The 22934-nt window shown below is 58.0% G+C and carries 25 protein-coding genes; 19 read left to right on the forward strand and 6 right to left on the reverse strand.

The features are described 5' to 3' along the window. Window positions 1-317 precede the first annotated feature (317 nt). A complete protein-coding gene (locus tag ACMXYJ_RS05685; protein WP_046048783.1) occupies window positions 318-659 on the forward strand; it encodes a hypothetical protein in 342 nt (113 codons plus the stop codon). A gap of 5 nt (window positions 660-664) precedes the next feature. On the opposite strand, the gene ACMXYJ_RS05690 is transcribed toward ACMXYJ_RS05685, so the two are convergent. Continuing rightward, a complete protein-coding gene (locus ACMXYJ_RS05690) occupies window positions 665-2494 on the reverse strand; it encodes a hypothetical protein (protein ID WP_415759066.1) in 1830 nt (609 codons plus the stop codon). 171 nt (window positions 2495-2665) lie between these two features. Between ACMXYJ_RS05690 and ACMXYJ_RS05695 the strand changes: the two genes are divergently transcribed. From ACMXYJ_RS05695 to ACMXYJ_RS05705, 3 genes are all read left to right on the forward strand, one after another. Further along, window positions 2666-3154 (forward strand): TIGR00645 family protein, encoded by a 489-nt coding sequence (locus ACMXYJ_RS05695; RefSeq protein WP_033054284.1) that lies wholly within the window; start codon window positions 2666-2668, stop codon window positions 3152-3154. Window positions 3155-3285: 131 nt separating this feature from the next. Then, window positions 3286-3585 carry a DUF6482 family protein gene (locus ACMXYJ_RS05700; RefSeq protein WP_415759067.1) on the forward strand — a complete coding sequence of 100 codons (300 nt, stop codon included), beginning with the start codon at window positions 3286-3288 and terminating at the stop codon, window positions 3583-3585. Between the two features lie 121 nt (window positions 3586-3706). Beyond that, on the forward strand, window positions 3707-4324 hold the full coding sequence (locus ACMXYJ_RS05705) for an FKBP-type peptidyl-prolyl cis-trans isomerase (protein WP_415759068.1): 618 nt from the start codon (window positions 3707-3709) through the stop codon (window positions 4322-4324). 133 nt (window positions 4325-4457) lie between these two features. Here ACMXYJ_RS05705 and ACMXYJ_RS05710 read toward each other — a convergent pair whose 3' ends face one another. From ACMXYJ_RS05710 to ACMXYJ_RS05720, 3 genes are all read right to left on the reverse strand, one after another. After that, window positions 4458-4715 (reverse strand): PA4570 family protein, encoded by a 258-nt coding sequence (locus tag ACMXYJ_RS05710; protein WP_008154268.1) that lies wholly within the window; start codon window positions 4713-4715, stop codon window positions 4458-4460. Between the two features lie 206 nt (window positions 4716-4921). Next, a complete protein-coding gene (locus ACMXYJ_RS05715) occupies window positions 4922-5263 on the reverse strand; it encodes a zinc ribbon domain-containing protein YjdM (protein ID WP_008154270.1) in 342 nt (113 codons plus the stop codon). A gap of 134 nt (window positions 5264-5397) precedes the next feature. Continuing rightward, window positions 5398-6366, reverse strand: a complete 969-nt coding sequence (locus tag ACMXYJ_RS05720) for a polyprenyl synthetase family protein (protein ID WP_033054288.1) — start codon at window positions 6364-6366, stop codon at window positions 5398-5400. Between the two features lie 240 nt (window positions 6367-6606). Here ACMXYJ_RS05720 and rplU point away from each other — a divergent pair, with 240 nt between their 5' ends. The 6 genes from rplU to ACMXYJ_RS05750 all read left to right on the forward strand — a co-directional run bounded on the left by rplU (window position 6607) and on the right by ACMXYJ_RS05750 (window position 12495). After that, window positions 6607-6921, forward strand: coding sequence for a 50S ribosomal protein L21 (gene rplU, locus ACMXYJ_RS05725; protein WP_003176051.1), 315 nt, complete (start codon window positions 6607-6609; stop codon window positions 6919-6921). A 34-nt stretch (window positions 6922-6955) separates the two neighbouring features. Beyond that, the gene (gene rpmA / locus ACMXYJ_RS05730) at window positions 6956-7231 is read left to right on the forward strand and encodes a 50S ribosomal protein L27 (RefSeq protein ID WP_003215862.1); all 276 of its coding nucleotides are present in this window, start codon (window positions 6956-6958) and stop codon (window positions 7229-7231) included. Between the two features lie 194 nt (window positions 7232-7425). Continuing rightward, window positions 7426-8649, forward strand: coding sequence for an Obg family GTPase CgtA (gene cgtA / locus ACMXYJ_RS05735; RefSeq protein WP_415759069.1), 1224 nt, complete (start codon window positions 7426-7428; stop codon window positions 8647-8649). Between the two features lie 137 nt (window positions 8650-8786). Next, window positions 8787-9905 (forward strand): glutamate 5-kinase, encoded by a 1119-nt coding sequence (gene proB, locus ACMXYJ_RS05740; protein ID WP_150658343.1) that lies wholly within the window; start codon window positions 8787-8789, stop codon window positions 9903-9905. Window positions 9906-9917: 12 nt separating this feature from the next. Then, window positions 9918-10373 (forward strand): CreA family protein, encoded by a 456-nt coding sequence (locus ACMXYJ_RS05745; protein WP_415759070.1) that lies wholly within the window; start codon window positions 9918-9920, stop codon window positions 10371-10373. A gap of 7 nt (window positions 10374-10380) precedes the next feature. Further along, window positions 10381-12495, forward strand: coding sequence for a toxin-antitoxin system YwqK family antitoxin (locus ACMXYJ_RS05750; protein ID WP_415759071.1), 2115 nt, complete (start codon window positions 10381-10383; stop codon window positions 12493-12495). Window positions 12496-12622: 127 nt separating this feature from the next. Here the strand turns inward: ACMXYJ_RS05750 and rpsT are convergent, their stop codons facing one another. After that, entirely contained in the window at window positions 12623-12901 is a 279-nt protein-coding gene (gene rpsT / locus ACMXYJ_RS05755) for a 30S ribosomal protein S20 (protein WP_008154937.1), read from the reverse strand. A 252-nt stretch (window positions 12902-13153) separates the two neighbouring features. On the opposite strand from rpsT, the gene murJ reads away from it, so the two are divergent. The 6 genes from murJ (at window position 13154) to ispH (ending at window position 20653) form a co-directional block, all read left to right on the forward strand. Beyond that, a complete protein-coding gene (murJ, locus tag ACMXYJ_RS05760) occupies window positions 13154-14692 on the forward strand; it encodes a murein biosynthesis integral membrane protein MurJ (protein WP_415759072.1) in 1539 nt (512 codons plus the stop codon). Between the two features lie 129 nt (window positions 14693-14821). Further along, the gene (gene ribF, locus ACMXYJ_RS05765; RefSeq protein WP_415759073.1) at window positions 14822-15772 is read left to right on the forward strand and encodes a bifunctional riboflavin kinase/FAD synthetase; all 951 of its coding nucleotides are present in this window, start codon (window positions 14822-14824) and stop codon (window positions 15770-15772) included. Then, a complete protein-coding gene (gene ileS, locus ACMXYJ_RS05770; protein ID WP_415759074.1) occupies window positions 15773-18604 on the forward strand; it encodes an isoleucine--tRNA ligase in 2832 nt (943 codons plus the stop codon). Then, window positions 18597-19109, forward strand: a complete 513-nt coding sequence (gene lspA / locus ACMXYJ_RS05775) for a signal peptidase II (RefSeq protein ID WP_033054294.1) — start codon at window positions 18597-18599, stop codon at window positions 19107-19109. Before ileS ends, lspA begins: the two co-directional genes overlap by 8 nt. Window positions 19110-19116: 7 nt before the next feature. After that, entirely contained in the window at window positions 19117-19554 is a 438-nt protein-coding gene (gene fkpB / locus ACMXYJ_RS05780; protein WP_415760682.1) for an FKBP-type peptidyl-prolyl cis-trans isomerase, read from the forward strand. Between the two features lie 151 nt (window positions 19555-19705). Beyond that, the gene (ispH, locus tag ACMXYJ_RS05785) at window positions 19706-20653 is read left to right on the forward strand and encodes a 4-hydroxy-3-methylbut-2-enyl diphosphate reductase (protein ID WP_415759075.1); all 948 of its coding nucleotides are present in this window, start codon (window positions 19706-19708) and stop codon (window positions 20651-20653) included. On the opposite strand, the gene ACMXYJ_RS05790 is transcribed toward ispH, so the two are convergent. Beyond that, a complete protein-coding gene (locus tag ACMXYJ_RS05790) occupies window positions 20622-21179 on the reverse strand; it encodes a GspH/FimT family pseudopilin (protein ID WP_415759076.1) in 558 nt (185 codons plus the stop codon). The genes ispH and ACMXYJ_RS05790 overlap by 32 nt on opposite strands. Window positions 21180-21310: 131 nt before the next feature. Between ACMXYJ_RS05790 and ACMXYJ_RS05795 the strand changes: the two genes are divergently transcribed. The 3 genes from ACMXYJ_RS05795 to ACMXYJ_RS05805 are packed head-to-tail and all read left to right on the forward strand — an operon-like array spanning window position 21311 to window position 22934. Next, window positions 21311-21784, forward strand: coding sequence for a GspH/FimT family pseudopilin (locus ACMXYJ_RS05795; RefSeq protein WP_415759077.1), 474 nt, complete (start codon window positions 21311-21313; stop codon window positions 21782-21784). Further along, window positions 21781-22224, forward strand: a complete 444-nt coding sequence (pilV, locus tag ACMXYJ_RS05800; protein WP_415759078.1) for a type IV pilus modification protein PilV — start codon at window positions 21781-21783, stop codon at window positions 22222-22224. Before ACMXYJ_RS05795 ends, pilV begins: the two co-directional genes overlap by 4 nt. After that, window positions 22221-22934 carry a PilW family protein gene (locus ACMXYJ_RS05805; RefSeq protein WP_415759079.1) on the forward strand — a complete coding sequence of 238 codons (714 nt, stop codon included), beginning with the start codon at window positions 22221-22223 and terminating at the stop codon, window positions 22932-22934. Before pilV ends, ACMXYJ_RS05805 begins: the two co-directional genes overlap by 4 nt.

Consider the following 22934-nt stretch of genomic DNA (forward strand, 5'->3'; position numbering starts at 1 on the left):
GATCTGAAGGATCACACCGATCCATTGTGGGAGCGAGCCTGCTCGCGATGAGGCACTGCCATCCAACACATGTGTTGGCCGGAAGTCCGCTATCGCGAGCAGGCTCGCTCCCACACTTGTATTAAGTGAACGCTGAAAAAAGTGCCATCACTCTGGCGTCAATATTCACACAATGACCATTCGGCGCCTTCTGGTCTAACTTGACGTGCTAGTCAGACTTTTCCTCTATTCTCAGGTCAAGGATATCGACAGTAATCACTGGATCGAGACAGCCCTCCCGTGGGGGCTGAACACCGGATCTACCGAGGGTCGCCGCCATGTCGCGCAACCTCTGCCTCACCCGTCAATGCCTGGGCCTTGTGACCCGTATCGAGTGTGCCATCCGCCCATTGGCGGGGGATACGGGCATGTGGACCTTACTCTTCGCTGCTGGAATGGCCGGCGAACAACCTTCTGCCATCAAAGCCCAGGGCCCGTTTCATGGTCCTTTTGTGGCTGAGTCGATCCTCGACACCATTGTTGAAAGTCTCACCCTGCACGGCTATGAGCTGGCCGATGATCCGCAAATCTGGTGCCTGCACCTGCAAGCCCAGCTGCGGGAAATCAATGGTGGCCGCTGCCGCAACCCTGGAGGTTTCGAGTTTCGGCCCGAGCACTGAACAGGCTATTGAGCAAGGCTGGACGTGTCCGCCTTGTCGAGTTTGACCTCGAAGCCATATTGCACGGTGGAGAGATCGGTTCGTTGATAGGTTTCCAGACGGGCAGGCTGCCCGTAGAAATAATGCACCCCCAATAATGCCGGGCCTTCTGCGCTCGCATCGTGGCTGACCGAAAGAATCTCCTTCAGATAATTGCCGCTGTCGTCCTTGGCGAAGAAACGCCAGTCCTGGGCGGGAAACTGTTTCAGATCAACCACCAGCGCATTGCCTTTGAGCGCCAGGCCTTTGGGCAACTGGTGGGCGTCGATGGTTTTCTTTTCGACGGTGGCGAGAAACAGCGGCATGGAGCCCACCGCATAAGCCGGAGTTTCTGGAAACAGGTTCAAGTCGTAGGTGATGGTGCCGCGCAAGGGATCGACCTGGTAAGCCTCTGGCGGCAATTCGATCGGCTCATCGCGTTTGCCGTTACCGTCCTCGGTAAAGAAGCTGACCGGGCTTTCGCCGGGGCTGAAGGAGGTGCCGAGCAGCTCATCATTGAAGCTTTTGGGGTGATCGAACTCGATACGCGCGGCGCTGGGGTCTTCGACCGACTGACTGATGCTGACGCTCTTTTTCAGTTGTTCCTCGCCAAGCGTGGCGCCCTTGAGCCAGATCGGGGCCTGGTCGTCGTACACCACCACTGGCAGCGTCAGCGGCTGGATGGTCTTTTGCGTGGTGTGTGGGTCGAAGCGAAGTACCGGCAGGTTCAGGTCCTTGCGGGTCACCGTGGCGGTTGAAAAGTCCAGTACGCTGACCTCAAGCGTTTCGATCGGCCCGTTGAAGTACACCTTGGAATACTGGTGGCTCTGTTGCTTCTCAAAGGCGCGATGCTCTTCCTCGATCTGTTTCTCGAAGCTCTCGCTCCAGGCTTTCTGCTGTTGCATTTTCGCCAGTTGCTTTTGATAGAAGGCTATTTGTGCTGCCGTTTCGTTGATCGAGCCTGAGCGCGAGAGAAGTTGTCCGGTGCTGTCCTTGGCCTGGACGATCAGCGGGTTCAGCGGTGTTTCGCCGAGCTCGGGGGCCTGTGGCGCGCTGTTGTTGAATTCGATTTCGGCGTAGTTGTTTGCAAGGTTCAGCAGGGTGACGCTGAGGTTGTCGTTGGTGCGAGTCTGGCCAACGTCCTTTTTCGTCAGGTCGAAGCTGTAGAGCCGGCGCGGCGCGATCACTTCCACCTTGCCTTGCAGGCTCACCGGTTGTGGCTGGTTCTTGTTTTCGACATCCAGACCATCGATGAAGGGGTAGGTCACCGTCAGGTCGTCGGGGTTGGTCAGGTTTGAGCTCGATGGGCTCAGTTGAATTCCAGGATCGGTTTCAGACCATTCCGGCTGAAACGGGATGACGCGTTTGTTGCTCAGAGTCACCGACTGCCATTCAAGACTATGGGGAAAGAGAAACGCGGCCGGAATGTTGAAGTTGAAGGGGAACACCGGTTGCAGGTCGGTCAGATAGTCAGAACTGGAATCTTTGTACAGCACGAACAGACCGTTGATGTACGTGTCGACCAAGGCTTGTGGGGTGGGGTAGTGCTTGAGGACGGCGAGGGCGTCCTCGCCATATTCTGTTTCCACCGGTTTGCTGTCGAGCTTGAGTTGCGCACGCTCGAGCAACAACAGTGAGCCGCCGAGTTCAGCCACGGCTTCCTTGAGTTTTGGGTCCTGAATCGCATCCAGAGACTTCTCGAACTGTGCAGTCTTTTCCTCGAGGCTGACCTGGCGCTTCTCATCGCTGGGTGAGCAAGCGCTCATCAGCAAAGCCAGGCAAATTCCGGCGCTCGTTAAAGGCAATCGCACATCCATTTCCCGTCTTCCTGTCCGATGTCGCTGAGCTGTCAATGCTTTGGACACTAGCAGAAAAACCTTGTCACACACGCGCAGGTTGCGGATTTCCCGATGGTTTCCGGCTGCTTCTGGGTATAGACAGGTGGCTGGTATACTCGCGGACATTTCCAGTCCAATGTGTGAGATTTAATGGAACGCTTTATCGAAAATGCAATGTACGCCAGCCGCTGGCTGCTGGCGCCGATCTACTTCGGTCTCTCCCTTGGGCTGCTGGCCCTGGCGCTGAAATTCTTCCAGGAAGTCTTCCACGTCATCCCTAACGTGTTCTCGATGGCCGAGTCGGATCTGATTCTGGTGCTGCTGTCACTGATCGACATGGCGCTGGTAGGCGGTTTGCTGGTGATGGTGATGATTTCCGGTTACGAGAACTTCGTTTCCCAACTGGATATCGATGACGACAAGGAAAAGCTCAACTGGCTGGGCACCATGGATTCCTCTTCATTGAAGATGAAGGTGGCCGCTTCCATCGTGGCCATTTCGTCCATCCACCTGCTGCGCATTTTCATGGACGCCAAGAACGTCGATCCCGAGCATTTGAAGTGGTACGTCATCATCCACATGACCTTCGTGATTTCGGCGTTTGCCATGGGTTATCTGGATAAGCTGACCAAGCACTGATCGTTTTATCGCTATACCCAACCGCCCGTCTGTTGCGAAACAGACGGGCGGTGTCGTTTGTGGCTTGTACTTTGATGCGCCGAGGCCTATGCCTGTAAGGATCTTGGCTCGCCACTGTGTGAGGTGTGTTCATGAACCTGCAAGAGTTGAATGCCTATGCCATCGCCGGGAAGGTTGATGAGCTCAACCTGATCTCGATGGAAGGCGGGATCTACCTGTTGGAAGCGCGGATGCATGGCGCGGCGTATCCATTGAGTGATGCCCGCGGCCAGACGTTTCATCTGCGTTCGGTCGAGCATGCGCGTGAATTGCTTCATTCCTTCCCCAACTTGCCATTCAACCTTGTGCACACCTCGGTTCATGATGAAATGTGCGGGCTGGGGGGCAGCACCGAAGAGAGTCTGAAGGTCCCGATCGGGTGTCAGCACTGACGCCCCTCATCAACACAATGGCATCTGTGCTAGTCTGCTGGCCCTTTTGGTTCCGGGCGCTCCGGGGCGCGCTGTGTACGCACGGCAAGTTCCAGGGCTGTCCGCACAGCGGAGCAGTGTCATGTCCGAAGTAAATCTGTCCACCGACGAAACCCGCGTCAGCTACGGTATTGGCCGTCAGCTGGGCGATCAACTGCGCGACAACCCGCCACCGGGCGTTAGCCTGGACGCGATCCTGGCAGGTCTGACCGACGCTTTCGCCGGCAAGGAAAGCCGTGTGGGTCAGGAAGAAATGTCCGCGAGCTTCAAAGTCATTCGCGAAATCATGCAAGCTGAAGCAGCTGCCAAAGCTGAAGCCGCTGCTGGCGAAGGCCTGGCATTCCTGGCTGAAAACGCCAAGCGTGACGGCATCACCACCCTGGCTTCCGGCCTGCAATTCGAAGTGCTGACTCAAGGTGAAGGCGCCAAGCCAACCCGTGAACATCAAGTGCGCACTCACTACCACGGCACTCTGATCGACGGCACTGTGTTCGACAGCTCCTACGATCGTGGTCAGCCTGCAGAATTCCCGGTTGGCGGCGTGATCGCTGGCTGGACCGAAGCCCTGCAACTGATGAACGCCGGCAGCAAATGGCGTCTGTACGTGCCGAGCGAACTGGCTTACGGCGCTCAAGGCGTTGGCAGCATTCCGCCGCACAGCGTACTGGTATTCGACGTCGAACTGCTCGACGTTCTGTAAGACCTGGCCCGATGCTACGTCGGGCTAATGTGGGAGCGAGCTTGCTCGCGATAGCGGCTTATCAGTTGACAGAGATGTTGAATGCTAGCCAGTCATCGCGAGCAAGCTCGCTCCCACAGTTTTTTGCGGCGTCTCATATTTCGATCTTGTGGTGCAGTTCGCTTGTCGGGCGCAATGCCCGGGCATAGCAGAACAGAAACAGATTGCGCACCAGTTCCTTGAGCACCACCGGCTCGCTGGAACTCAAGCCGTTGACGTCCAGATCGCCCTGATCCTGCAGCTCGTTCAAGGCTTCTTCTTCAAGCACCGCACAGACTTCCCCGGTTTCCCGATGCAGGATCCTGAGGTAAGGGTGTGGGCGGTCCAGCCAGGCATCGATCAAATAAGTCATGGGTCTCATCTCCATTGATTGGGTTTCAATGAGAATAATTCTTATTCATCAAATAGCAAGGACCTATTGGCAGTTTGTGTTTTTTTAAGGGTAAAGGTTGCGTAAGGTCAAAACGGCTGGCGTTTGGCTATTGCGAGGGATTGTTGGGCGAAGCGGGGAGGATGAAGCACCATCCCACGCAGGACGCGGGATGGAATACAGCAGGCTCAGACTTTTCTGACGAACTCGGATTTGAGCTTCATCGGGCCGATGCCGTCGATCTTGCAGTCGATGTCGTGATCACCATCGCACAGGCGGATGTTCTTGACCTTGGTGCCGACCTTGACCACCAGCGACGTGCCTTTGACCTTGAGGTCCTTGATCACGGTGATGGTGTCGCCGTCCTGCAGGACGTTGCCGACCGAATCCTTTTTCACGGTGTCATCGGACACTGCTTCGGCTTCGCCGCTGGCGGACCACTCGTGGGCGCACTCAGGGCAGATCAGCTGGGCGCCGTCTTCGTAGGTGTATTCGGAATTGCATTTTGGGCAGGGTGGCAACGTGCTCACTAAAGCTCCTTGGATTGAGGATCGCTAAAAGTCGCACATTATATAGGGTTTTAGGCGGAGGAGGGGTGACAGCGAAAGATCGCAGCCCCTAAGGAGCTGCCGCAGGCTGCGATCTTTTGATCTTGCTGTAAAAATCAGTGCGTGCGGGCGACCGCAAACTCACTCAATTCGACCAGTGCATCGCGGTATTCGCTGGCAGGCAGCGCGTCGAGGCATTTGATCGCGCGGGCCACGTAATCACGGGCCAGTTGCGCGGTGTAATCCAGCGAACCTGAGGCTTCCACGGCTTCGCGGATGCTTTCCAGGTCTTCGATGCCGCCTTTCTGAATCGCCTTGCGCACCAGTGCAGCCTGCTCCGGCGTGCCTTCGCGCATGGTGTAGATCAGCGGCAGGGTCGGTTTGCCTTCAGCCAGATCGTCACCGACGTTCTTGCCCAGGGTCTCGGCGTCGCCTTTGTAGTCCAGCAGGTCGTCAACCAATTGGAACGCCACGCCCAGATGATCGCCGAATGTACGCAGGGCTTCTGACTGTTCCGATGTCGCTTCGCAGAGCGCTGCAGCACTGTGGGTTGATGCTTCGAAGAGCATCGCGGTCTTGCCGCGGATGACTTCCATGTAGGTTTCTTCGGTGGTGCTGGCGTCACGAACCTTGGACAGCTGCAACACTTCGCCTTCGGCGATGATGCGCGTGGCTTGCGAAAGGATTTTCATCACCGGCATGGAGCCCAGTTCGACCATCATTTCGAAGGACCGCGAATACAGGAAGTCACCCACCAGCACGCTAGGGGCGTTGCCCCACATGGCGTTGGCCGTCGAGCGGCCACGGCGCATGCCGGACATGTCGACCACGTCGTCATGTAGCAGGGTGGCGGTGTGCAGGAACTCGATGGTTGCGGCCAGCAGGCGCAGGTCATCGCCTTCGCGACCCAGAGCCTTGCCACACAGCAACACTAATAGAGGGCGCAGGCGTTTACCGCCAGCCGAGGTAATGTAATCGCCGATTTTCGATACCAGCGGCACTCGGGAAGTCAGCTGCTTCTTGATGATGCCGTCGACGGCGCTAAAATCGTCCGCCACCGCGCGGTAGAAAGCTTGGGGTTGCATCAGCGACAGTTGCTCCAGAAGGGTTGCGCGGCATGCTAGGACCCACGTCGGCAGGTGTCAAGGTACGATGGACGGCCTCTTGCATCGCCCCGGCAGCTTGCGTACAATCGCGCACCCTGAACTTCCTGGGCAGCACCTGCCTTACGCAATTGCAAACAGGCCTTCCAGCCCAATGCAGCCATGCCAGCCAATACCTCTTCTTATAAAGAGCTGGGTGAGCAGGATTATCGGAGAAATACCATGTCGTACGCAGTAATTGTTACTGGTGGCAAGCAATACAAGGTCGCCCCAGGTGAATACCTGAAGATCGAAAAACTGGAAATCGCTACCGGCGAATCCGTTACTTTTGATCGCGTTCTGTTGGTCGCCAATGGCGATGACGTGAACATCGGCGCTCCAGTTGTTGCTGGCGCTACCGTTGTGGCTGAAGTGATCTCCCAAGGTCGTCACGATAAAGTCCGCATCATCAAGTTCCGTCGTCGTAAGCACCACATGAAGCGTATGGGCCACCGCCAGTGGTACACCGAGATCAAAATCACCGGTATTCAGGCTTAATTTCAGCCTAATTCCTCACTAGGAGAATTGACTCATGGCACACAAAAAAGCTGGTGGTAGTACCCGTAACGGTCGCGACTCAGAAGCCAAACGCCTTGGCGTGAAGATGTATGGCGGCCAGGTTATCATTCCGGGCAACATCATCGTGCGTCAGCGCGGCACCCAATTCCACGCCGGTTACGGTGTTGGCATGGGTAAAGATCACACTCTGTTCGCTAAAATCGACGGCGTGATCAAGTTTGAAGTAAAAGGCGCTTTCAACCGCCGTTACGTGAGCATTGTCCCGAAGACTGAAGTCGTCGCGGCATAATTACGTAGTTGCTGGAAAAGCCCTGTCTCGCGACGGGGCTTTTTCGTTTGTGGGGTGAGTCTCTTGCAAAGCTGTTTGTGATGGGCTCCAGCGCTGGATTTGCGGTCGTTGATTGAGGTCGCTGCGCTCATTTTTGCAAGAGTCTTATGTCTTAGTGTTTTTCGGCTCGTCCGTATGACGAGAGGCGTTTTGTTATGAAGTTTGTTGATGAAGTATCGATTCGAGTAAAGGCCGGCGACGGCGGCAACGGTTGCATGAGCTTCCGTCGCGAAAAATTCATTGAAAACGGCGGCCCGAACGGCGGTGACGGTGGTGATGGCGGCTCGGTCTACATGATCGCCGACGAAAACCTCAACACCCTGGTGGACTACCGTTACACCCGGCACTTTGATGCCGAGCGTGGTTCCAACGGCGGCAGTACTGACTGCACCGGCAAGAAAGGTGAAGAGCTGGTCCTGCGCGTTCCGGTCGGCACCACTGTCATCGACTCCGCTACTCAGGAAGTGATTGGCGACCTGACCAAGGCCGGTCAGCGTTTGTTGGTTGCTCACGGCGGCTGGCACGGTTTGGGTAACACCCGATTCAAGTCCAGTACCAACCGTGCTCCGCGTCAGACCACTCCGGGCAAGCCGGGTGAGGCGCGTGATCTGAAGCTGGAAATGAAAGTGTTGGCTGACGTCGGTCTGCTGGGCTTGCCGAACGCTGGTAAAAGTACCTTCATTCGTTCGGTATCGGCTGCCAAGCCGAAAGTCGCCGACTACCCGTTCACCACGCTGGTGCCGAACCTGGGTGTGGTCAGCGTCGATCGCTGGAAAAGCTTCGTGGTCGCGGACATTCCGGGCCTGATCGAAGGTGCTTCCGATGGCGCGGGCCTGGGGATTCGCTTCCTCAAGCACTTGTCGCGTACCCGTTTGCTCCTGCACCTCGTGGACATGGCGCCGCTCGATGACGCCAGCGCCCCGGATGCTGCTGAAGTGATCGTCAGCGAGCTGACCAAGTTCAGCCCGTCCCTGGCTGAGCGTGATCGTTGGTTGGTGCTGAACAAGTGCGACCAGATCCTCGAAGAAGAGCACGATGCTCGCGTCAAGGAAATCGTCGATCGCCTGGAATGGACCGGTCCGGTCTACGTGATCTCGGCTATTTCCAAGCTGGGCACCGAGCGTCTTTGCCACGACATCATGCGTTACATGGAAGACCGTGCTGATCGCCTGGCTAACGACCCGGTTTACAAAGAAGAGTTGGCCGAGCTCGATCGGAACATCGAAGACGAAGCCCGTGCTCAGCTGCAGGCCCTGGATGACCAGCGTGCCCTGCGCCGTAGCGGCGTGAAGTCGGTCCACGACATCGGCGACGATGATTGGGACGAAGAAGATGTGGATGACGAAGACGGTCCGGAAATCATTTACGTGCGTGACTGATTCGTTGCGATAAACTTAAACGCCGCTCACTAGAGCGGCGTTTTAGTATCTGGAAATCGATAGTTGGTCACGAATAACCACGAATAACGTTATGGGCAGTGCCAGGTCGCGCTGTCCTCAAGCTAAGGTTGAAGATGATGCGGAGCAAGGTGACAGGTGCGCAGCGTTGGGTCGTGAAGATCGGCAGCGCTTTGCTGACGGCGGACGGCAAGGGCCTGGATCGCGCGGCAATGGGTGTTTGGGTCGAGCAGATGGTGGCTTTGCATGAGGCTGGCGTCGAGCTGGTGCTGGTGTCCTCCGGGGCAGTGGCGGCCGGCATGAGTCGCTTGGGCTGGACCGTACGACCCAGTGCGATGCACGAGTTGCAGGCCGCTGCCGCCATCGGTCAGATGGGGTTGGTGCAGGCCTGGGAGTCGAGCTTTGCCGAGCATGGCCGGCATACCGCGCAGATTCTCCTGACCCACGACGACTTGTCCGACCGCAAGCGCTACCTGAACGCCCGCAGCACCTTGCGCGCGTTGGTCGAGCTGAAAGTTATTCCGGTGATCAACGAAAACGACACTGTGGTCACTGACGAAATCCGTTTCGGCGACAACGACACGCTCGCGGCGCTGGTGGCCAACCTGGTCGAGGCTGATCTGTTGGTGATCCTCACAGATCGCGATGGCATGTTCGACGCCGATCCGCGCAACAACCCTGACGCCAACCTGATTTACGAAGCGCGCGCTGACGATCCGGCGCTGGATGCGGTGGCGGGCGGTACGGGTGGTGCGCTGGGTCGTGGTGGCATGCAGACCAAATTGCGTGCTGCGCGGCTGGCGGCTCGCTCCGGTGCGCATACCATCATCGTTGGTGGGCGTATTGACCGTGTGCTGGATCGCCTCAAGGCGGGCGAGCGCATCGGCACCTTGCTGTCGCCTGAGCGTGGCCTGTTGGCGGCGCGCAAGCAATGGCTGGCCGGGCACCTGCAAACCCGCGGCACGCTTGTGCTGGATGCCGGTGCGGTGACTGCGCTGTCCAAAGGCAACAAAAGTTTGCTGCCAGTGGGTGTCAAACTGGTCCAGGGCAGCTTCCGTCGTGGCGAGATGGTGGTTTGCGTGGCGCCGGACGGTCGTGAAATCGCCCGAGGCCTGGCCAACTACAGCGCGCTGGAAGCACAAAAAATCATTGGTCAGTCGTCTGAGGCGATTGTCGGTCTGTTGGGTTACATGGCGGAGCCGGAACTGGTTCATCGCGATAACCTGATCCTGGTCTGAAGGAATACCTGAATGCGCGTGGCAAAAGGATTGTTGGGTCTGCTGTTGGCGATGCCGCTGCTGGCCTCGGCCGAGGAGATTGGTCAGGTGTCGACGGTGTTCAAGTTTGTCGGTCCGAACGACCGCATCGTCGTCGAAGCGTTTGATGATCCAAAGGTTGAGGGCGTGACCTGCTACCTGTCGCGGGCCAAGACGGGGGGCGTGAAGGGTGGCTTGGGGTTGGCTGAAGATCGCGCAGAAGCGTCTATCGCTTGTCGTCAGGTCGGGCCGATCAGCTTCAAAGGCGAATTGAAGGATGGTGACGAGGTGTTCAAGGAGCGCACGTCACTGGTGTTCAAGACCATGCAGGTGGTGCGATTCTTCGACAAGAAGCGCAATACGCTGGTGTACCTGGTCTATAGCGATCGTGTGATCGAAGGCAGTCCGCAGAATGCGGTGACGGCGATTCCGATTTTGCCGTGGCGTTAAGCTCTGTTTGATTGACTGGCGAGCCGTTCGGCTCGCCATTTTTTTGTTTGTTGAATTGATGTGCTTCCAGCGCGAAGGGATTCGTATGCGTTCGTTTTTACTGTTGTCGGTTTTTTGCTGTTCGGTTTCTGGTTGGGCGTCGGCCGAGCCGTTTTATGCCGCAAAGTCGCTGGCGCACCCGGTGATAAAGGGTTCTCAGGACAGTGGCGCGACGCTGGCGTTTATTCGTGAGGCGGGCGGGGTCAGCGCTTATTCCTGTGTGTGTGAATCGCCCGGCGATGCGCCGCAGCTACTGGAAAACTACGGAGATGCGAGTGTCGAGTCGGTGTTCTATGCCAATCTCGACGGCGACCTCCAGACGTTGATTGTGTTGACTCGGGCTCAGGGGCGCTCGGCCCTTCATGGTTATCGATTCATCCCGCAGGCGGGCAAGTACCGCCGACTCGAAACGCTTCAGTCAGTACTGGATCGAATCGCCAGCAGCCAAAAAAACCTCAATGCCGCGCTGGTCCAGCGTGAGCTGGGCAAGTTGCCGCCTTATGACTACGGTCGGTCCATGGTGAAAACCGGCGTCGCCGAATTTGATGCGCTCGATCCTGTTGGTGGAACACTGGTGGGGTATTTCGGCGTTGATGGTGTGCCGGCCAGCGCAGGGCAGGGGCCGGATGATGGTCATCGCGACACTTACAAAAAGACTTTCGAGCAGCGTGAGGGGCGTTGGCTGACGCTCACGTACGAGCGTGTCTATCGCGCTGAGGATGATGTCGGCTCTGCCTATCGGGTTAGCCGGATGGCTTGGGAGGCCGATCCGAAGCGCTATAGAGGGACAGAAGATGGTGTGTCGGTGTTGCTGAGTGAGGGGAGGCTGCTGGCGCGAGGTGCATTTGTTCAAGGCAAGCAGTCTGGCGACTGGGTCATCGTCGAAGACTCGGGTGATGAGTCCAGGGGTGCCTACGTGGACGGGTTGCGTCAGGGCCGCTGGATTATCAGCGACGGCGAGACCGTTTCCGAAGGTCTGATTGTCGACGACTTTTATGAGGGGCGTTGGACGGTTCGTGAGGGCTCCAGTGAAGACGAGCTGACGGGATTCGATACCTACAAGCACGGCGAGCCTGATGGTCCTACCGAGCGCCTGCGTAATGGCGCGATTGTCCTGCATGGCGATTTTGTGCGGGGCAAACAGCAGGGTTACTGGATAACCACGTGGGGTGAGGGCAGTTATCTGTCGGGTGTCCGGGAAGGCACCTGGAAGTTGAAGGTTGAAGACGGGCGTGTACAGACCGTCAACTTTGTCGGCGGCAAAAAGCAAGGGGAGTTGCGCGAGGTTGATGCGGCAGGCGTTCTGCGGCTGGTTGAGCACTATCGCGCCGATGTTCTTGATGGGCTCAGGCAAACTTATGCTGCCAATGGCAAGCTCACCTATTCGGCCACTTATGCCAATGGTCAGATCGAGGGGCGAGCGCTGACCTATAGCGACGATGGTGTTGTGCTGCGTTCGGATGTCTCATGGCGGAACGGTTCGATAGACGGCGCGTTTCGTGACTATCACCCCAATGGGCAGCCCGACAGGGTCGCTACCTACGAAGCCGGCGAGCCGATCGGCAATCTTCAGTCATTTGATGAAGCTGGCGTGTTGGTCGAGGATAAAAATTATTGCCATGTGGCGGATGGCAAATACACCAGCATCAAACTCTGCGGCAAGCAGCGCGGCGGCTTTAATAACGGCAAATTCGACTATGAGGCCGAATATCTCTTTGGCAGTGAGCAAAGTATTCGGGTCGAGAAAGATGGGCGGAAGGTTCGCGAGGTGTTGTTGGGCCCGGATGATCGGGTCACGCGCAACGACTACTACCCCAACGGGCAGTTGAAGTGTTCGGAGGCCATGCAGGGTTTTCGCCTGATCACCGTCGAGGGAAAAGAATACAAGGACTACGCTTCTGCCAGGCGTGAGGGCGAGAAGGTCTGCTATTACCCTACGGGCGTGGTCGAGCGGCGCTTCAACTTCAAGGATGACAAGTTGGTAGGTTGCTACACCGGTTACGACGAGGCGGGTGTGCAGAACTTTCCGCCGCCACAAGGATGTCCGCCACCGAAGCCGGTTGTATTCAATTTTGGTGAATAAGTGAGGGGTGGGTGAGCGCATCCGTGGGTGGATGTGCTCCCTGCGCGGGGTTTTGGTCGGGTTATACAGCCAAATCGCAGGCAATAAAAAACCGACCCTGAGGTCGGTTTTTTAACAAGCTTATCGCTTATGCGGCAACAGCAAGGTTCAGAGCCTTGACGTGACCGTTCAGGCGGCTCTTATGACGAGCAGCCTTGTTCTTGTGGATGATGCCTTTATCGGCCATACGGTCGATAACTGGCACGGCCAGAACGTAAGCAGCTTGAGCTTTTTCAGCGTCTTTTGCGTCGATGGCTTTAACTACATTCTTGATGTAGGTACGAACCATGGAACGCAGGCTGGCGTTGTGGCTGCGACGCTTCTCAGCCTGTTTTGCACGTTTTTTGGCGGAAGGTGTGTTGGCCACCGTCGAGCTCCTCGAAAGACTTTTTAGGAAATAGCAAACAAAATAGGCCGCGAATCATGCCGATGAGTTGATGTCTTGTCAAGGGCGGTTGAGACGTTCCGCTAAGTGGTAGGTATAAAGAGGCGGGATATTTATTTCCGGCGCTTGACCTGTAAACTCGCGAGCTTTGGCTCTGTGCTGCTGCGGCGCGGAGTATCGCATAAGTAGGCGCTTTGTTCGCCTGCTGTTTATCGACAGGCACAAACTCTTTCAATGAATCTGCTCAAATCGTTGGCCGCCGTCAGCTCTATCACGATGCTTTCCCGGATTCTGGGGTTCGTTCGTGACACCCTTATCGCGCGAACATTTGGCGCGGGGATGGCGACCGACGCCTTCTTTATCGCCTTCAAACTGCCTAATCTGCTGCGGAGGATCTTCGCCGAGGGGGCTTTTTCCCAGGCATTCGTGCCGATTCTTGCCGAATACAAAAGCCAGAAGGGCGAGGAGGCGACGCGAACCTTCATTGCCTATGTCTCGGGCCTGCTGACGCTGGTGCTGGCATTGGTCACCGCTTTGGGCATGATCGCTGCGCCGTGGGTCATCTGGGCGACCGCGCCGGGTTTCGCCGATACGCCGGAAAAATTCGAGCTGACAGCCAGCCTGTTGCGCGTGACCTTTCCTTATATATTGCTGATCTCCCTGTCTTCATTGGCCGGGGCGATCCTCAACACCTATAACCGTTTTTCGGTGCCGGCCTTTGTGCCGACTTTGCTCAACGTCAGCATGATCGTCTTTTCGGTGTTCCTGACGCCGTACTTCGATCCGCCGGTCATGGCGCTGGGCTGGGCAGTACTGGTGGGCGGTCTGGCGCAATTGCTCTATCAGCTGCCGCACCTGAAAAAGATCGGCCTGCTGGTGTTGCCGCGACTGAACCTGCGTGACAGCGGCGTCTGGCGGGTCATGAAACAAATGCTGCCGGCGATTCTCGGTGTATCCGTGAGCCAGATTTCGCTGATCATCAACACCATTTTCGCCTCGTTCCTGGTCGCCGGTTCCGTGTCATGGATGTACTACGCCGACCGTTTGATGGAATTACCGTCCGGTGTGCTGGGCGTGGCGCTGGGCACGATTCTTCTGCCGACCCTGGCCAAGACCTACGCCAGCAAGGATCGCCAGGAATACTCGCGGATCCTCGATTGGGGGCTGCGCCTATGCTTCATGCTGGTGTTGCCGTGCTCCCTGGCGTTGGGGATTCTCGCCGAGCCGTTGACGGTTTCTTTGTTCCAGTACGGCCAGTTCAGCGCGTTTGACGCCTCCATGACCCAGCGGGCGCTGATCGCTTATTCGGTCGGTTTGCTCGGGATTATCGTGATCAAAGTGCTGGCGCCTGGCTTTTATGCGCAACAAAACATCCGCACTCCGGTAAAAATTGCAATTTTCACCCTGATCGTTACCCAATTGTTCAACCTGGTGTTGATTGGCCCGCTGGCCCATGCCGGCCTCGCACTGGCCATCAGCATCGGTGCGTGCATTAACGCCGGCCTGCTGTTCTATCAGCTGCGCAAGCAGCAGATGTATGAGCCGCAACCGGGTTGGGCGAAGTTCAGCTTCAAGCTAGTGATTGCAGTGTTGGTGATGTCCGCTGTGTTACTGGTCGGAATGCATTTCATGCCAGCCTGGGATCAGGGGCATATGCTGGAGCGGTTCCTGCGTCTGGGCGCGTTGGTCGTTGCCGGTGTGGGGGCTTATTTCGGCATGTTGCTGTTGATGGGCTTCCGTTTGCGCGACTTCAATCGCAAAACGCTGAGCTGAGGTCACGACCTCGATAAACACGGGCGAGCCGGCGGTTTTGTCGGCTCGATCACTTTGGGTTACGGTGTTGCCTGTCGTCGGCCGCCGGGTGTGGTTATAATCGACCACTTTATGAGCAAGAAGCGCGTTATGCAGCTGGTTCGAGGCCTCCACAACTTGCGCCCCCAGCATCGGGGCTGTGTCGCCACTATTGGCAACTTTGACGGTGTTCACCGTGGCCACCAGGCTATCCTGGCGAGGCTCCGTGAGCGTGCGCTCGAGTTGGGCGTGCCCAGCTGCGTGGTGATTTTTGAGCCGCAGCCGCGAGAGTTCTTCGCGCCGGACACGGCGCCGGCTCGTCTGGCCCGGCTGCGGGATAAACTGCAGCTGCTGGCCGAGGAAGGTGTCGACCGGGTCCTGTGCCTGGCCTTCAACCATCGCCTGAGCAAACTCAGCGCCGCCGAATTCGTCGACACCATTCTGGTGGACGGCCTCGGTGTACAACATCTTGAGGTCGGTGACGATTTCCGTTTTGGCTGTGACCGGGTAGGGGATTTCGATTTCCTGCAACAGGCCGGCGTCCTGCAAGGCTTTACCGTCGAAGCGGCGCAAACCGTCGAGCTGGACGGTATTCGCGTCAGCAGCACCCAGGTCCGCAATGCCCTGGCCGCTGCCGATTTTGCCTTGGCCGAGCGACTGCTCGGGCGTCCGTTCCGGATTGCCGGGCGGGTCCTGCATGGCCAGAAGCTGGCGCGCCAGTTGGGTACGCCCACAGCCAACATACAACTCAAGCGTCGTCGCGTGCCGCTGACCGGGGTTTACCTGGTCAACGTCGACATCGACGGCAAGACCTGGCCAGGCGTCGCCAACATTGGCGTGCGGCCAACCGTTCAAGGTGATGGCAAAGCCCACCTTGAAGTGCATCTTTTAGATTTTGCCGGCGATCTGTATGACCGGCGTTTGACGGTGGTTTTCCACCACAAGCTGCGTGAAGAGCAGCGTTTCGCCTCTCTGGAGGCGCTTAAGACGGCGATCAATGCGGATGTTGCCGCCGCCCGTGCCCTGTCGCACCTAGCGCCAATCGCTAATGAAGAGCCTTAAATGACCGACTATAAAGCCACGCTAAACCTTCCGGACACCGCCTTCCCAATGAAGGCCGGCCTGCCTCAGCGCGAACCGCAGATTCTGCAGCGCTGGGACAGCATTGGCCTGTACGGTAAGTTGCGCGAGATTGGCAAGGATCGTCCGAAGTTCGTACTTCACGACGGTCCTCCGTACGCCAACGGCACGATTCACATCGGTCATGCGCTGAACAAGATTCTCAAGGACATGATCATCCGCTCGAAAACCCTGTCGGGTTTCGACGCGCCTTATGTTCCGGGCTGGGACTGCCACGGTCTGCCGATCGAGCACAAAGTCGAAGTGACCCACGGTAAAAACCTGGGCGCGGACAAAACCCGCGAACTGTGCCGCGCCTATGCCACCGAGCAGATCGAAGGCCAGAAGTCCGAATTCATCCGTCTGGGCGTGTTGGGCGATTTCGCCAACCCGTACAAGACCATGGATTTCAAAAACGAGGCCGGTGAAATCCGTGCCTTGGCAGAAATCGTCAAGGGCGGTTTCGTGTTCAAGGGCCTGAAGCCTGTGAACTGGTGCTTCGATTGTGGTTCGGCCCTGGCTGAAGCGGAAGTCGAGTACGAGAACAAAAAGTCCTCGACCATCGACGTGGCGTTCCCGATTGCCGACGAAGCCAAGCTGGCTGCCGCTTTCGGTCTGCCGTCGCTGGGCAAACCCGCTTCGATCGTGATCTGGACCACCACCCCGTGGACCATCCCGGCCAACCAGGCGTTGAACGTCCACCCGGAATTCAACTACGCCCTGGTCGACGTCGGCGACAAACTGCTGGTGCTGGCTGAAGAGCTGGTCGAGTCGTGCCTGGCCCGTTACAGCCTGGAAGGCTCGGTCATTGCGACCACCACCGGTAAAGAGCTGGAACTGATCAACTTCCGTCACCCGTTCTACGACCGTCTGTCGCCGGTTTACCTGGCGGACTACGTTGAACTGGGCGCTGGCACCGGTGTGGTTCACTCCTCGCCAGCCTACGGCGTGGATGACTTCGTGACCTGCAAGAAGTACGGCATGGTCAACGATGACATCATCAACCCGGTTCAAAGCAACGGCGTTTACGTACCGTCGCTGGAATTCTTCGGCGGCCAGTTCATCTGGAAGGCCAACCCGGCCATCGTCGACAAGTTGACCGAAGTGGGTGCGCTACTGCACACCAGCATCATCGAACACAGCTATATGCACTGCTGGCGTCACAAGACCCCGCTGATCTACCGCGCCACCGCGCAGTGGTTCATCGGCATGGACAAAGAACCTGTGACCGGCGACACCCTGCGCAAGCGGGCGATCAAAGCCATCGAAGAGACCAAGTTCGTTCCGACCTGGGGCCAGGCGCGCCTGCACTCGATGATCGCCAACCGTCCGGACTGGTGCATCTCCCGTCAGCGCAACTGGGGCGTGCCGATCCCGTTCTTCCTGAATAAGGAAAGCGGCGAGCTGCACCCACGTACCGCCGAACTGATGGAAGAAGTCGCCAAGCGCGTCGAAGTCGAAGGCATCGAAGCCTGGTTCAAGATGGACGCCGCCGAGCTGCTCGGTGACGAAGCGCCGCAATACGACAAGATCAGCGACACCCTGGACGTCTGGTTCGATTCGGGCACCACGCACTGGCACGTTCTGCGCGGTTCGCACCCGATGGGCCACGAAACCGGTCCGCGTGCCGACCTGTACCTGGAAGGCTCGGACCAGCACCGTGGCTGGTTCCATTCGTCGTTGCTGACCGGTTGCGCCATCGACAACCACGCGCCATACCGCGAACTGCTGACTCACGGCTTCACCGTCGATGAGTCCGGTCGCAAGATGTCCAAGTCCCTGGGCAATGTGATCGCGCCGCAAAAGGTCAACGACACCCTGGGCGCCGACATCATGCGTCTGTGGGTCGCTTCCACCGATTACTCGGGTGAAATGGCAGTTTCCGAGCAGATCCTGCAGCGCAGTGCGGACGCCTACCGGCGGATCCGTAACACCGCGCGCTTCCTGCTCTCCAACCTGACCGGCTTCAACCCGGCCACCGACATCCTGCCGGCCGAAGAAATGCTGGCGCTGGACCGTTGGGCCGTGGACCGCACCCTGCTGCTGCAACGCGAGCTGCAAGAGCACTACGGTGAATACCGCTTCTGGAACGTCTACTCCAAGATCCACAACTTCTGCGTGCAGGAGCTGGGCGGTTTCTACCTCGACATCATCAAGGACCGTCAGTACACCACTGGCGCCAACAGCAAGGCCCGCCGTTCGGCGCAAACCGCGCTGTACCACATCTCCGAAGCGCTGGTGCGCTGGATCGCGCCGATCCTGGCATTCACCGCCGATGAACTGTGGGAATACCTGCCGGGCGAGCGTAACGAATCGGTAATGCTCAACACTTGGTACGAAGGTCTGACCGAGTTGCCGGAAAACGTCGAGCTGGACCGCGCCTATTGGGAGCGGATCATGGCGGTGAAAGTCGCGGTCAACAAGGAAATGGAAATCCAGCGCGCGGCCAAGGCCGTCGGTGGCAACCTGCAAGCCGAAGTGACGCTGTACGCCGAAGAGGCGCTGAGCGCCGACCTGGCCAAGCTGAGCAACGAACTGCGCTTCGTATTGATCACTTCGACAGCTACCGTTGCGCCTTTTGTTCAGGCACCGGCGGACGCGGTAGTCACCGAAGTCAGCGGTTTGAAACTGCAAGTGGTCAAGTCGAGCCACGCCAAGTGCGCCCGTTGCTGGCACTGCCGTGAAGACGTCGGCGTGAACCCGGAACATCCGGAAATCTGCGGTCGTTGCGTCGATAACATCAGCGGCGCAGGCGAGGTTCGTCACTATGCCTAATGCGGCTGGCCGTTTCGGACGGCTGAGCTGGCTCTGGTTGAGTTTGCTGGTCCTGGTCATTGACCAGGCCAGCAAGTTCTACTTCGAAGGCAAGCTCGAGATGTACCAGCAAATCGTGGTGATCCCCGATTTGTTCAGCTGGACCCTGGCCTACAACACGGGCGCGGCGTTCAGCTTCCTGGCCGACAGCTCCGGCTGGCAGCGCTGGTTGTTTGCCCTGATCGCGGTCGTGGTCAGTGCGGTGCTGGTAGTGTGGCTCAAGCGTCTGGGGCGCAACGAAACCTGGCTGGCCGTCGCTTTGGCGCTGGTGCTGGGTGGCGCGTTGGGTAATCTGTATGACCGCATTGCCCTGGGCCATGTGATCGACTTCATTCTGGTGCATTGGCAGAACCGCTGGTATTTCCCGGCGTTCAACTTTGCCGACAGTGCTATCACTGTCGGTGCCGTAATGCTTGCGCTGGACATGTTCAAAAGTAAGAAGACCGGAGAAGCCGTTCATGACTGAACAGGTATTGGCTGAGCAACGCATCCGCCAGAACACGGAAGTCACTTTGCACTTTGCACTGCGCCTGGAGAACGGCGACACCGTCGACAGCACCTTCGACAAAGCCCCAGCGACCTTCAAGGTCGGTGACGGCAACCTGTTGCCAGGGTTCGAAGCTGCACTGTTCGGCTTCAAGGCTGGCGACAAGCGTACGCTGACGATTCCGCCGGAAAACGCTTTTGGCCAACCCAACCCGCAGAACGTACAGATCATCCCACGCTCGCAGTTCAAGGACATGGAACTGTCGCCTGGCTTGCTGGTGATCTTCAACGATGCGGCGAATACTGAGCTGCCTGGTGTAGTGAAAGAGTTCGATGACGAGCAAGTGACCATCGACTTCAACCACCCGCTGGCCGGCAAGACATTGACCTTTGACGTCGAGATCATCAACGTCAAATCGCTGTAACTGACTGAATAGGGTCAAATGTGGGAGCGAGCTTGTTCGCGATGAGTATCTGACATTCAACATTGAAGTTGACTGACACTTCGCCATCGCGAGCAAGCTCGCTCCCACATAGGTTTTTCATTGTTTTCGCGCGCAAGACACGAGGCACAGCATGCAAATCAAACTCGCCAACCCCCGTGGCTTCTGCGCCGGTGTGGACCGGGCGATCGAAATCGTCAACCGCGCCCTGGAAGTCTTCGGGCCGCCGATCTACGTGCGCCACGAAGTGGTCCACAACAAATTCGTCGTCGAAGACCTGCGCGCTCGCGGGGCGATCTTCGTCGAAGAACTGGATCAGGTGCCGGACGACGTCATCGTGATCTTCAGTGCCCACGGTGTTTCCCAGGCCGTGCGCACCGAAGCTGCCGGTCGTGGCCTGAAGGTGTTCGATGCCACCTGTCCGCTGGTGACCAAGGTACACATTGAAGTGGCGCGCTACAGCCGCGACGGCCGTGAATGCATCCTCATCGGCCACGCCGGTCATCCGGAAGTCGAAGGCACCATGGGCCAGTACGATGGCAGCAATGGTGGCGCGATCTATCTGGTCGAAGACGAGAAAGACGTCGCCTCCTTGCAGGTGAACAACCCTGAAAAACTGGCGTTCGTGACCCAGACCACCCTGTCCATGGACGATACCAGCCGCGTCATCGACGCCCTGCGTACACGCTTCCCGGCGATCGGTGGCCCGCGCAAGGACGACATCTGCTACGCCACGCAAAACCGTCAGGATGCGGTCAAGCAACTGGCCGACGAGTGCGACGTGGTACTGGTGGTCGGCAGCCCGAACAGCTCAAACTCCAATCGCTTGCGTGAACTGGCCGAGCGCATGGCTACCCCGGCCTACCTGATCGACGGCGCCGAAGACCTGCAAAAGAGCTGGTTCGAAGGTGTCGAGCGAATCGGCATCACCGCTGGCGCCTCCGCACCGGAAGTCCTGGTGCGTGGCGTGATCCAGCAGTTGCACGCGTGGGGCGCTACCGGCGCCGATGAACTGGCCGGTCGCGAGGAGAACATTACCTTCTCCATGCCTAAAGAGTTGCGCGTCCGCTCCCTGCTTTAACGCTTTTGCCCCCTGGGCACAGCGCCTGCTCAGCCTTATGGCTGCGCAGGCTGACGCGACCGGTCGCGGCCAGCACCACCTGGAGCTGAGTGACCGGTTCGCGGGCTGCGCAAATGTGCAATGTCCCCGCTTGAAAGGCCCGTCCGGGCATCTGTGGTTCGCCAATACTGTTGAAACGTATGTATCGCCTGACCGGCCAATTACCGACAATCTGCACCCGAGTGTCACTCGCGCGCTCAATCAGCAGCGGATTGCTGTTGTCCTCCGCCCCTTTGCCACTGATATCCAGAATGATCCGCCAGCCCTGACTCCAGTCGTCGTTGATGCCGTGAATCACGACGCTCTGGTTGCGTGTGATGGCAACGGTTCTGGCGTTGCGTATACCGCTGATAAGCGACTCTGCCACCTGCTCGCGATGGTTCGATTCAGTCAGTGCCGCAAACGCCGGACTGACCAACAGCAGAACAATCCCGACAATTGTCAGTCCCATGAGCAGTTCGATCAGGCTGAAACCTCGCTGATGCATGTCATCTCCCTCCCTGGAGTGCTGCGGCCCGCGCGATCCCTGCGCGAGTAATGGCAAAACAACCGTACATCCGCCGGTCGAATGTTCTAGCGTGTAGAAGCAGGTATAGCCGACGGCAACGGAGGGCACCGATGGATCATCGTACAAAAGGTTTCACGCTGATCGAGTTGCTGATCGCGCTCGCGGTGCTTCTGATCCTGATCACGCTGGCCGTACCGGCATTTACCCGTTCAGTGCAAAGCACCAAGGCCGACACCGAAATCGGCGATCTGCAACGCGGACTCAATTTCGCCCGACTGGAGGCTATCGACCGTGGTGTCACCACCCGGCTGCGCCCGACGGCCGGCGGCAGCGTCTGGACCGGAGAATTAACGGTCTTTGACGGTACTGGCAATCCGGCCAATGTATTGCGGGTTGTTCCAGCGATGAGCAGCGGTGCGACTCTGACGCTAACCTCAGGAGTGACCGCCATCGATTTCAACAACCTTGGCGGGTTGTCGGCACCGTCCACGGCGGTGGTGATCAGCTACGTACGGGGGGCGCAAAGCAGGACACTGAATGTGTGTTTGAACGGACGAATTCTATTGGGTGGAAGCTGCGGATGAGGGGATGGAGCAAGCGTGCACAGGAGGGCATGACGCTGATCGAAGTCTTGGTTGCGTTGTTGATTCTGACGGTGGGGCTGTTGGGGGCGGCAGCGATTCAGCTCAATGCGCTGAAGTACACTGACAGCGCGCGGATGACCAGCCAGGCGAGTTTTATCGCCTACGACATGATGGACCGCATTCGCGCCAACTCCGGTGCCGACTACACCGTCACGCCTCCGACCTCAGGCAACCTGAGCGTCGCCCGGGATCAGGACCTCTACGACTTCACCACCAACATTGTCAATTTCGGCGGCGCCACTGCCACTGGAAGCGTTACGCTCAATCAGCGGGTGTACACCATCACCATCACTTGGGATGACTCGCGGGCTGCGAATATTGCCAATTCGCGGCGCAGTTTCGTCCTGACCAGTCGCGCCACCGTCGATCCGATGCCATGAACCAGACCAACAGAGGTTTCGGCCTGATCGAGTTACTGATCGCCCTGGCGTTGAGCCTGGTCGTGGTCCTGGGCGTGGCGCAGATTTTCATCGCGGCCAAGAATACTTATGTCAGCCAGAACACAGCTGCCGCCATGCAGGAAGATGCGCGTTTCGTGATGAGCAAGCTGATTCAGGAAATTCGCATGGTTGGCATGTTCGGATGTTTGGGGACAGTCACCGATTCAAGCTCGGCAGGTGACTTCAAAGCCAGCCAGACAACGCCGATCAGTTGGGACAGCGCCAATCTCAAACTGACACTGGTGACTGCCGATGTTGGCGGCAGCGGCGGGGTGCCGACCTGGACGGTGGTTTCCGATTGTCGGAACAATGCAACGGCCTACACCGGCACCCGAGTTCCGGCGTCGGGCGAGTTAGCGTTTCCGATCCGGCGCTTGATCTACAGCTTCAGCAACAATCAACTGCTGATGGGTGTCGGCACCGGCACGCCGACTCAGGCGGTGCTGGTTAACAACGTCAGTGCCTTCAACGTGAGCTTCGGCCTCGCCAGTTCCGCTACTGATGTGGCCGCCTCAAGTTACAGCAGCAACCCCTCTGATTCGGCGCGAATTCGTAGTGTTCGCCTGACGTTAACCCTCACCGACCCGAACAACCGGGTACGCAATCAAACCTTCAACGTGGTTGCCGCTCTGCGCAACCGCTTGCCATGA

Source organism: Pseudomonas arabinosi, from assembly GCF_047758675.1.
Taxonomy (GTDB): domain Bacteria; phylum Pseudomonadota; class Gammaproteobacteria; order Pseudomonadales; family Pseudomonadaceae; genus Aquipseudomonas; species Aquipseudomonas arabinosi.

Bases quoted from the DNA above. Each gene is read 5' to 3' on its own strand.
- ispH (WP_415759075.1), top strand. From the start codon at position 19,706: ATGCAAATCAAACTCGCCAACCCCCGTGGCTTCTGCGCCGGTGTGGAC.
- ACMXYJ_RS05685 (WP_046048783.1), top strand. From the start codon at position 318: ATGTCGCGCAACCTCTGCCTCACCCGTCAATGCCTGGGCCTTGTGACC.
- proB (WP_150658343.1), top strand. From the start codon at position 8,787: ATGCGGAGCAAGGTGACAGGTGCGCAGCGTTGGGTCGTGAAGATCGGC.
- ACMXYJ_RS05805 (WP_415759079.1), top strand. From the start codon at position 22,221: ATGAACCAGACCAACAGAGGTTTCGGCCTGATCGAGTTACTGATCGCC.
- rplU (WP_003176051.1), top strand. From the start codon at position 6,607: ATGTCGTACGCAGTAATTGTTACTGGTGGCAAGCAATACAAGGTCGCC.
- ACMXYJ_RS05705 (WP_415759068.1), top strand. From the start codon at position 3,707: ATGTCCGAAGTAAATCTGTCCACCGACGAAACCCGCGTCAGCTACGGT.
- ACMXYJ_RS05790 (WP_415759076.1), bottom strand. From the start codon at position 21,179: ATGCATCAGCGAGGTTTCAGCCTGATCGAACTGCTCATGGGACTGACA.
- cgtA (WP_415759069.1), top strand. From the start codon at position 7,426: ATGAAGTTTGTTGATGAAGTATCGATTCGAGTAAAGGCCGGCGACGGC.
- ribF (WP_415759073.1), top strand. From the start codon at position 14,822: ATGCAGCTGGTTCGAGGCCTCCACAACTTGCGCCCCCAGCATCGGGGC.
- ACMXYJ_RS05710 (WP_008154268.1), bottom strand. From the start codon at position 4,715: ATGACTTATTTGATCGATGCCTGGCTGGACCGCCCACACCCTTACCTC.
- ACMXYJ_RS05745 (WP_415759070.1), top strand. From the start codon at position 9,918: ATGCGCGTGGCAAAAGGATTGTTGGGTCTGCTGTTGGCGATGCCGCTG.
- ACMXYJ_RS05720 (WP_033054288.1), bottom strand. From the start codon at position 6,366: ATGCAACCCCAAGCTTTCTACCGCGCGGTGGCGGACGATTTTAGCGCC.
- ACMXYJ_RS05690 (WP_415759066.1), bottom strand. From the start codon at position 2,494: ATGGATGTGCGATTGCCTTTAACGAGCGCCGGAATTTGCCTGGCTTTG.
- lspA (WP_033054294.1), top strand. From the start codon at position 18,597: ATGCCTAATGCGGCTGGCCGTTTCGGACGGCTGAGCTGGCTCTGGTTG.
- murJ (WP_415759072.1), top strand. From the start codon at position 13,154: ATGAATCTGCTCAAATCGTTGGCCGCCGTCAGCTCTATCACGATGCTT.
- ACMXYJ_RS05695 (WP_033054284.1), top strand. From the start codon at position 2,666: ATGGAACGCTTTATCGAAAATGCAATGTACGCCAGCCGCTGGCTGCTG.
- ACMXYJ_RS05700 (WP_415759067.1), top strand. From the start codon at position 3,286: ATGAACCTGCAAGAGTTGAATGCCTATGCCATCGCCGGGAAGGTTGAT.
- pilV (WP_415759078.1), top strand. From the start codon at position 21,781: ATGAGGGGATGGAGCAAGCGTGCACAGGAGGGCATGACGCTGATCGAA.
- rpmA (WP_003215862.1), top strand. From the start codon at position 6,956: ATGGCACACAAAAAAGCTGGTGGTAGTACCCGTAACGGTCGCGACTCA.
- ACMXYJ_RS05795 (WP_415759077.1), top strand. From the start codon at position 21,311: ATGGATCATCGTACAAAAGGTTTCACGCTGATCGAGTTGCTGATCGCG.
- ileS (WP_415759074.1), top strand. From the start codon at position 15,773: ATGACCGACTATAAAGCCACGCTAAACCTTCCGGACACCGCCTTCCCA.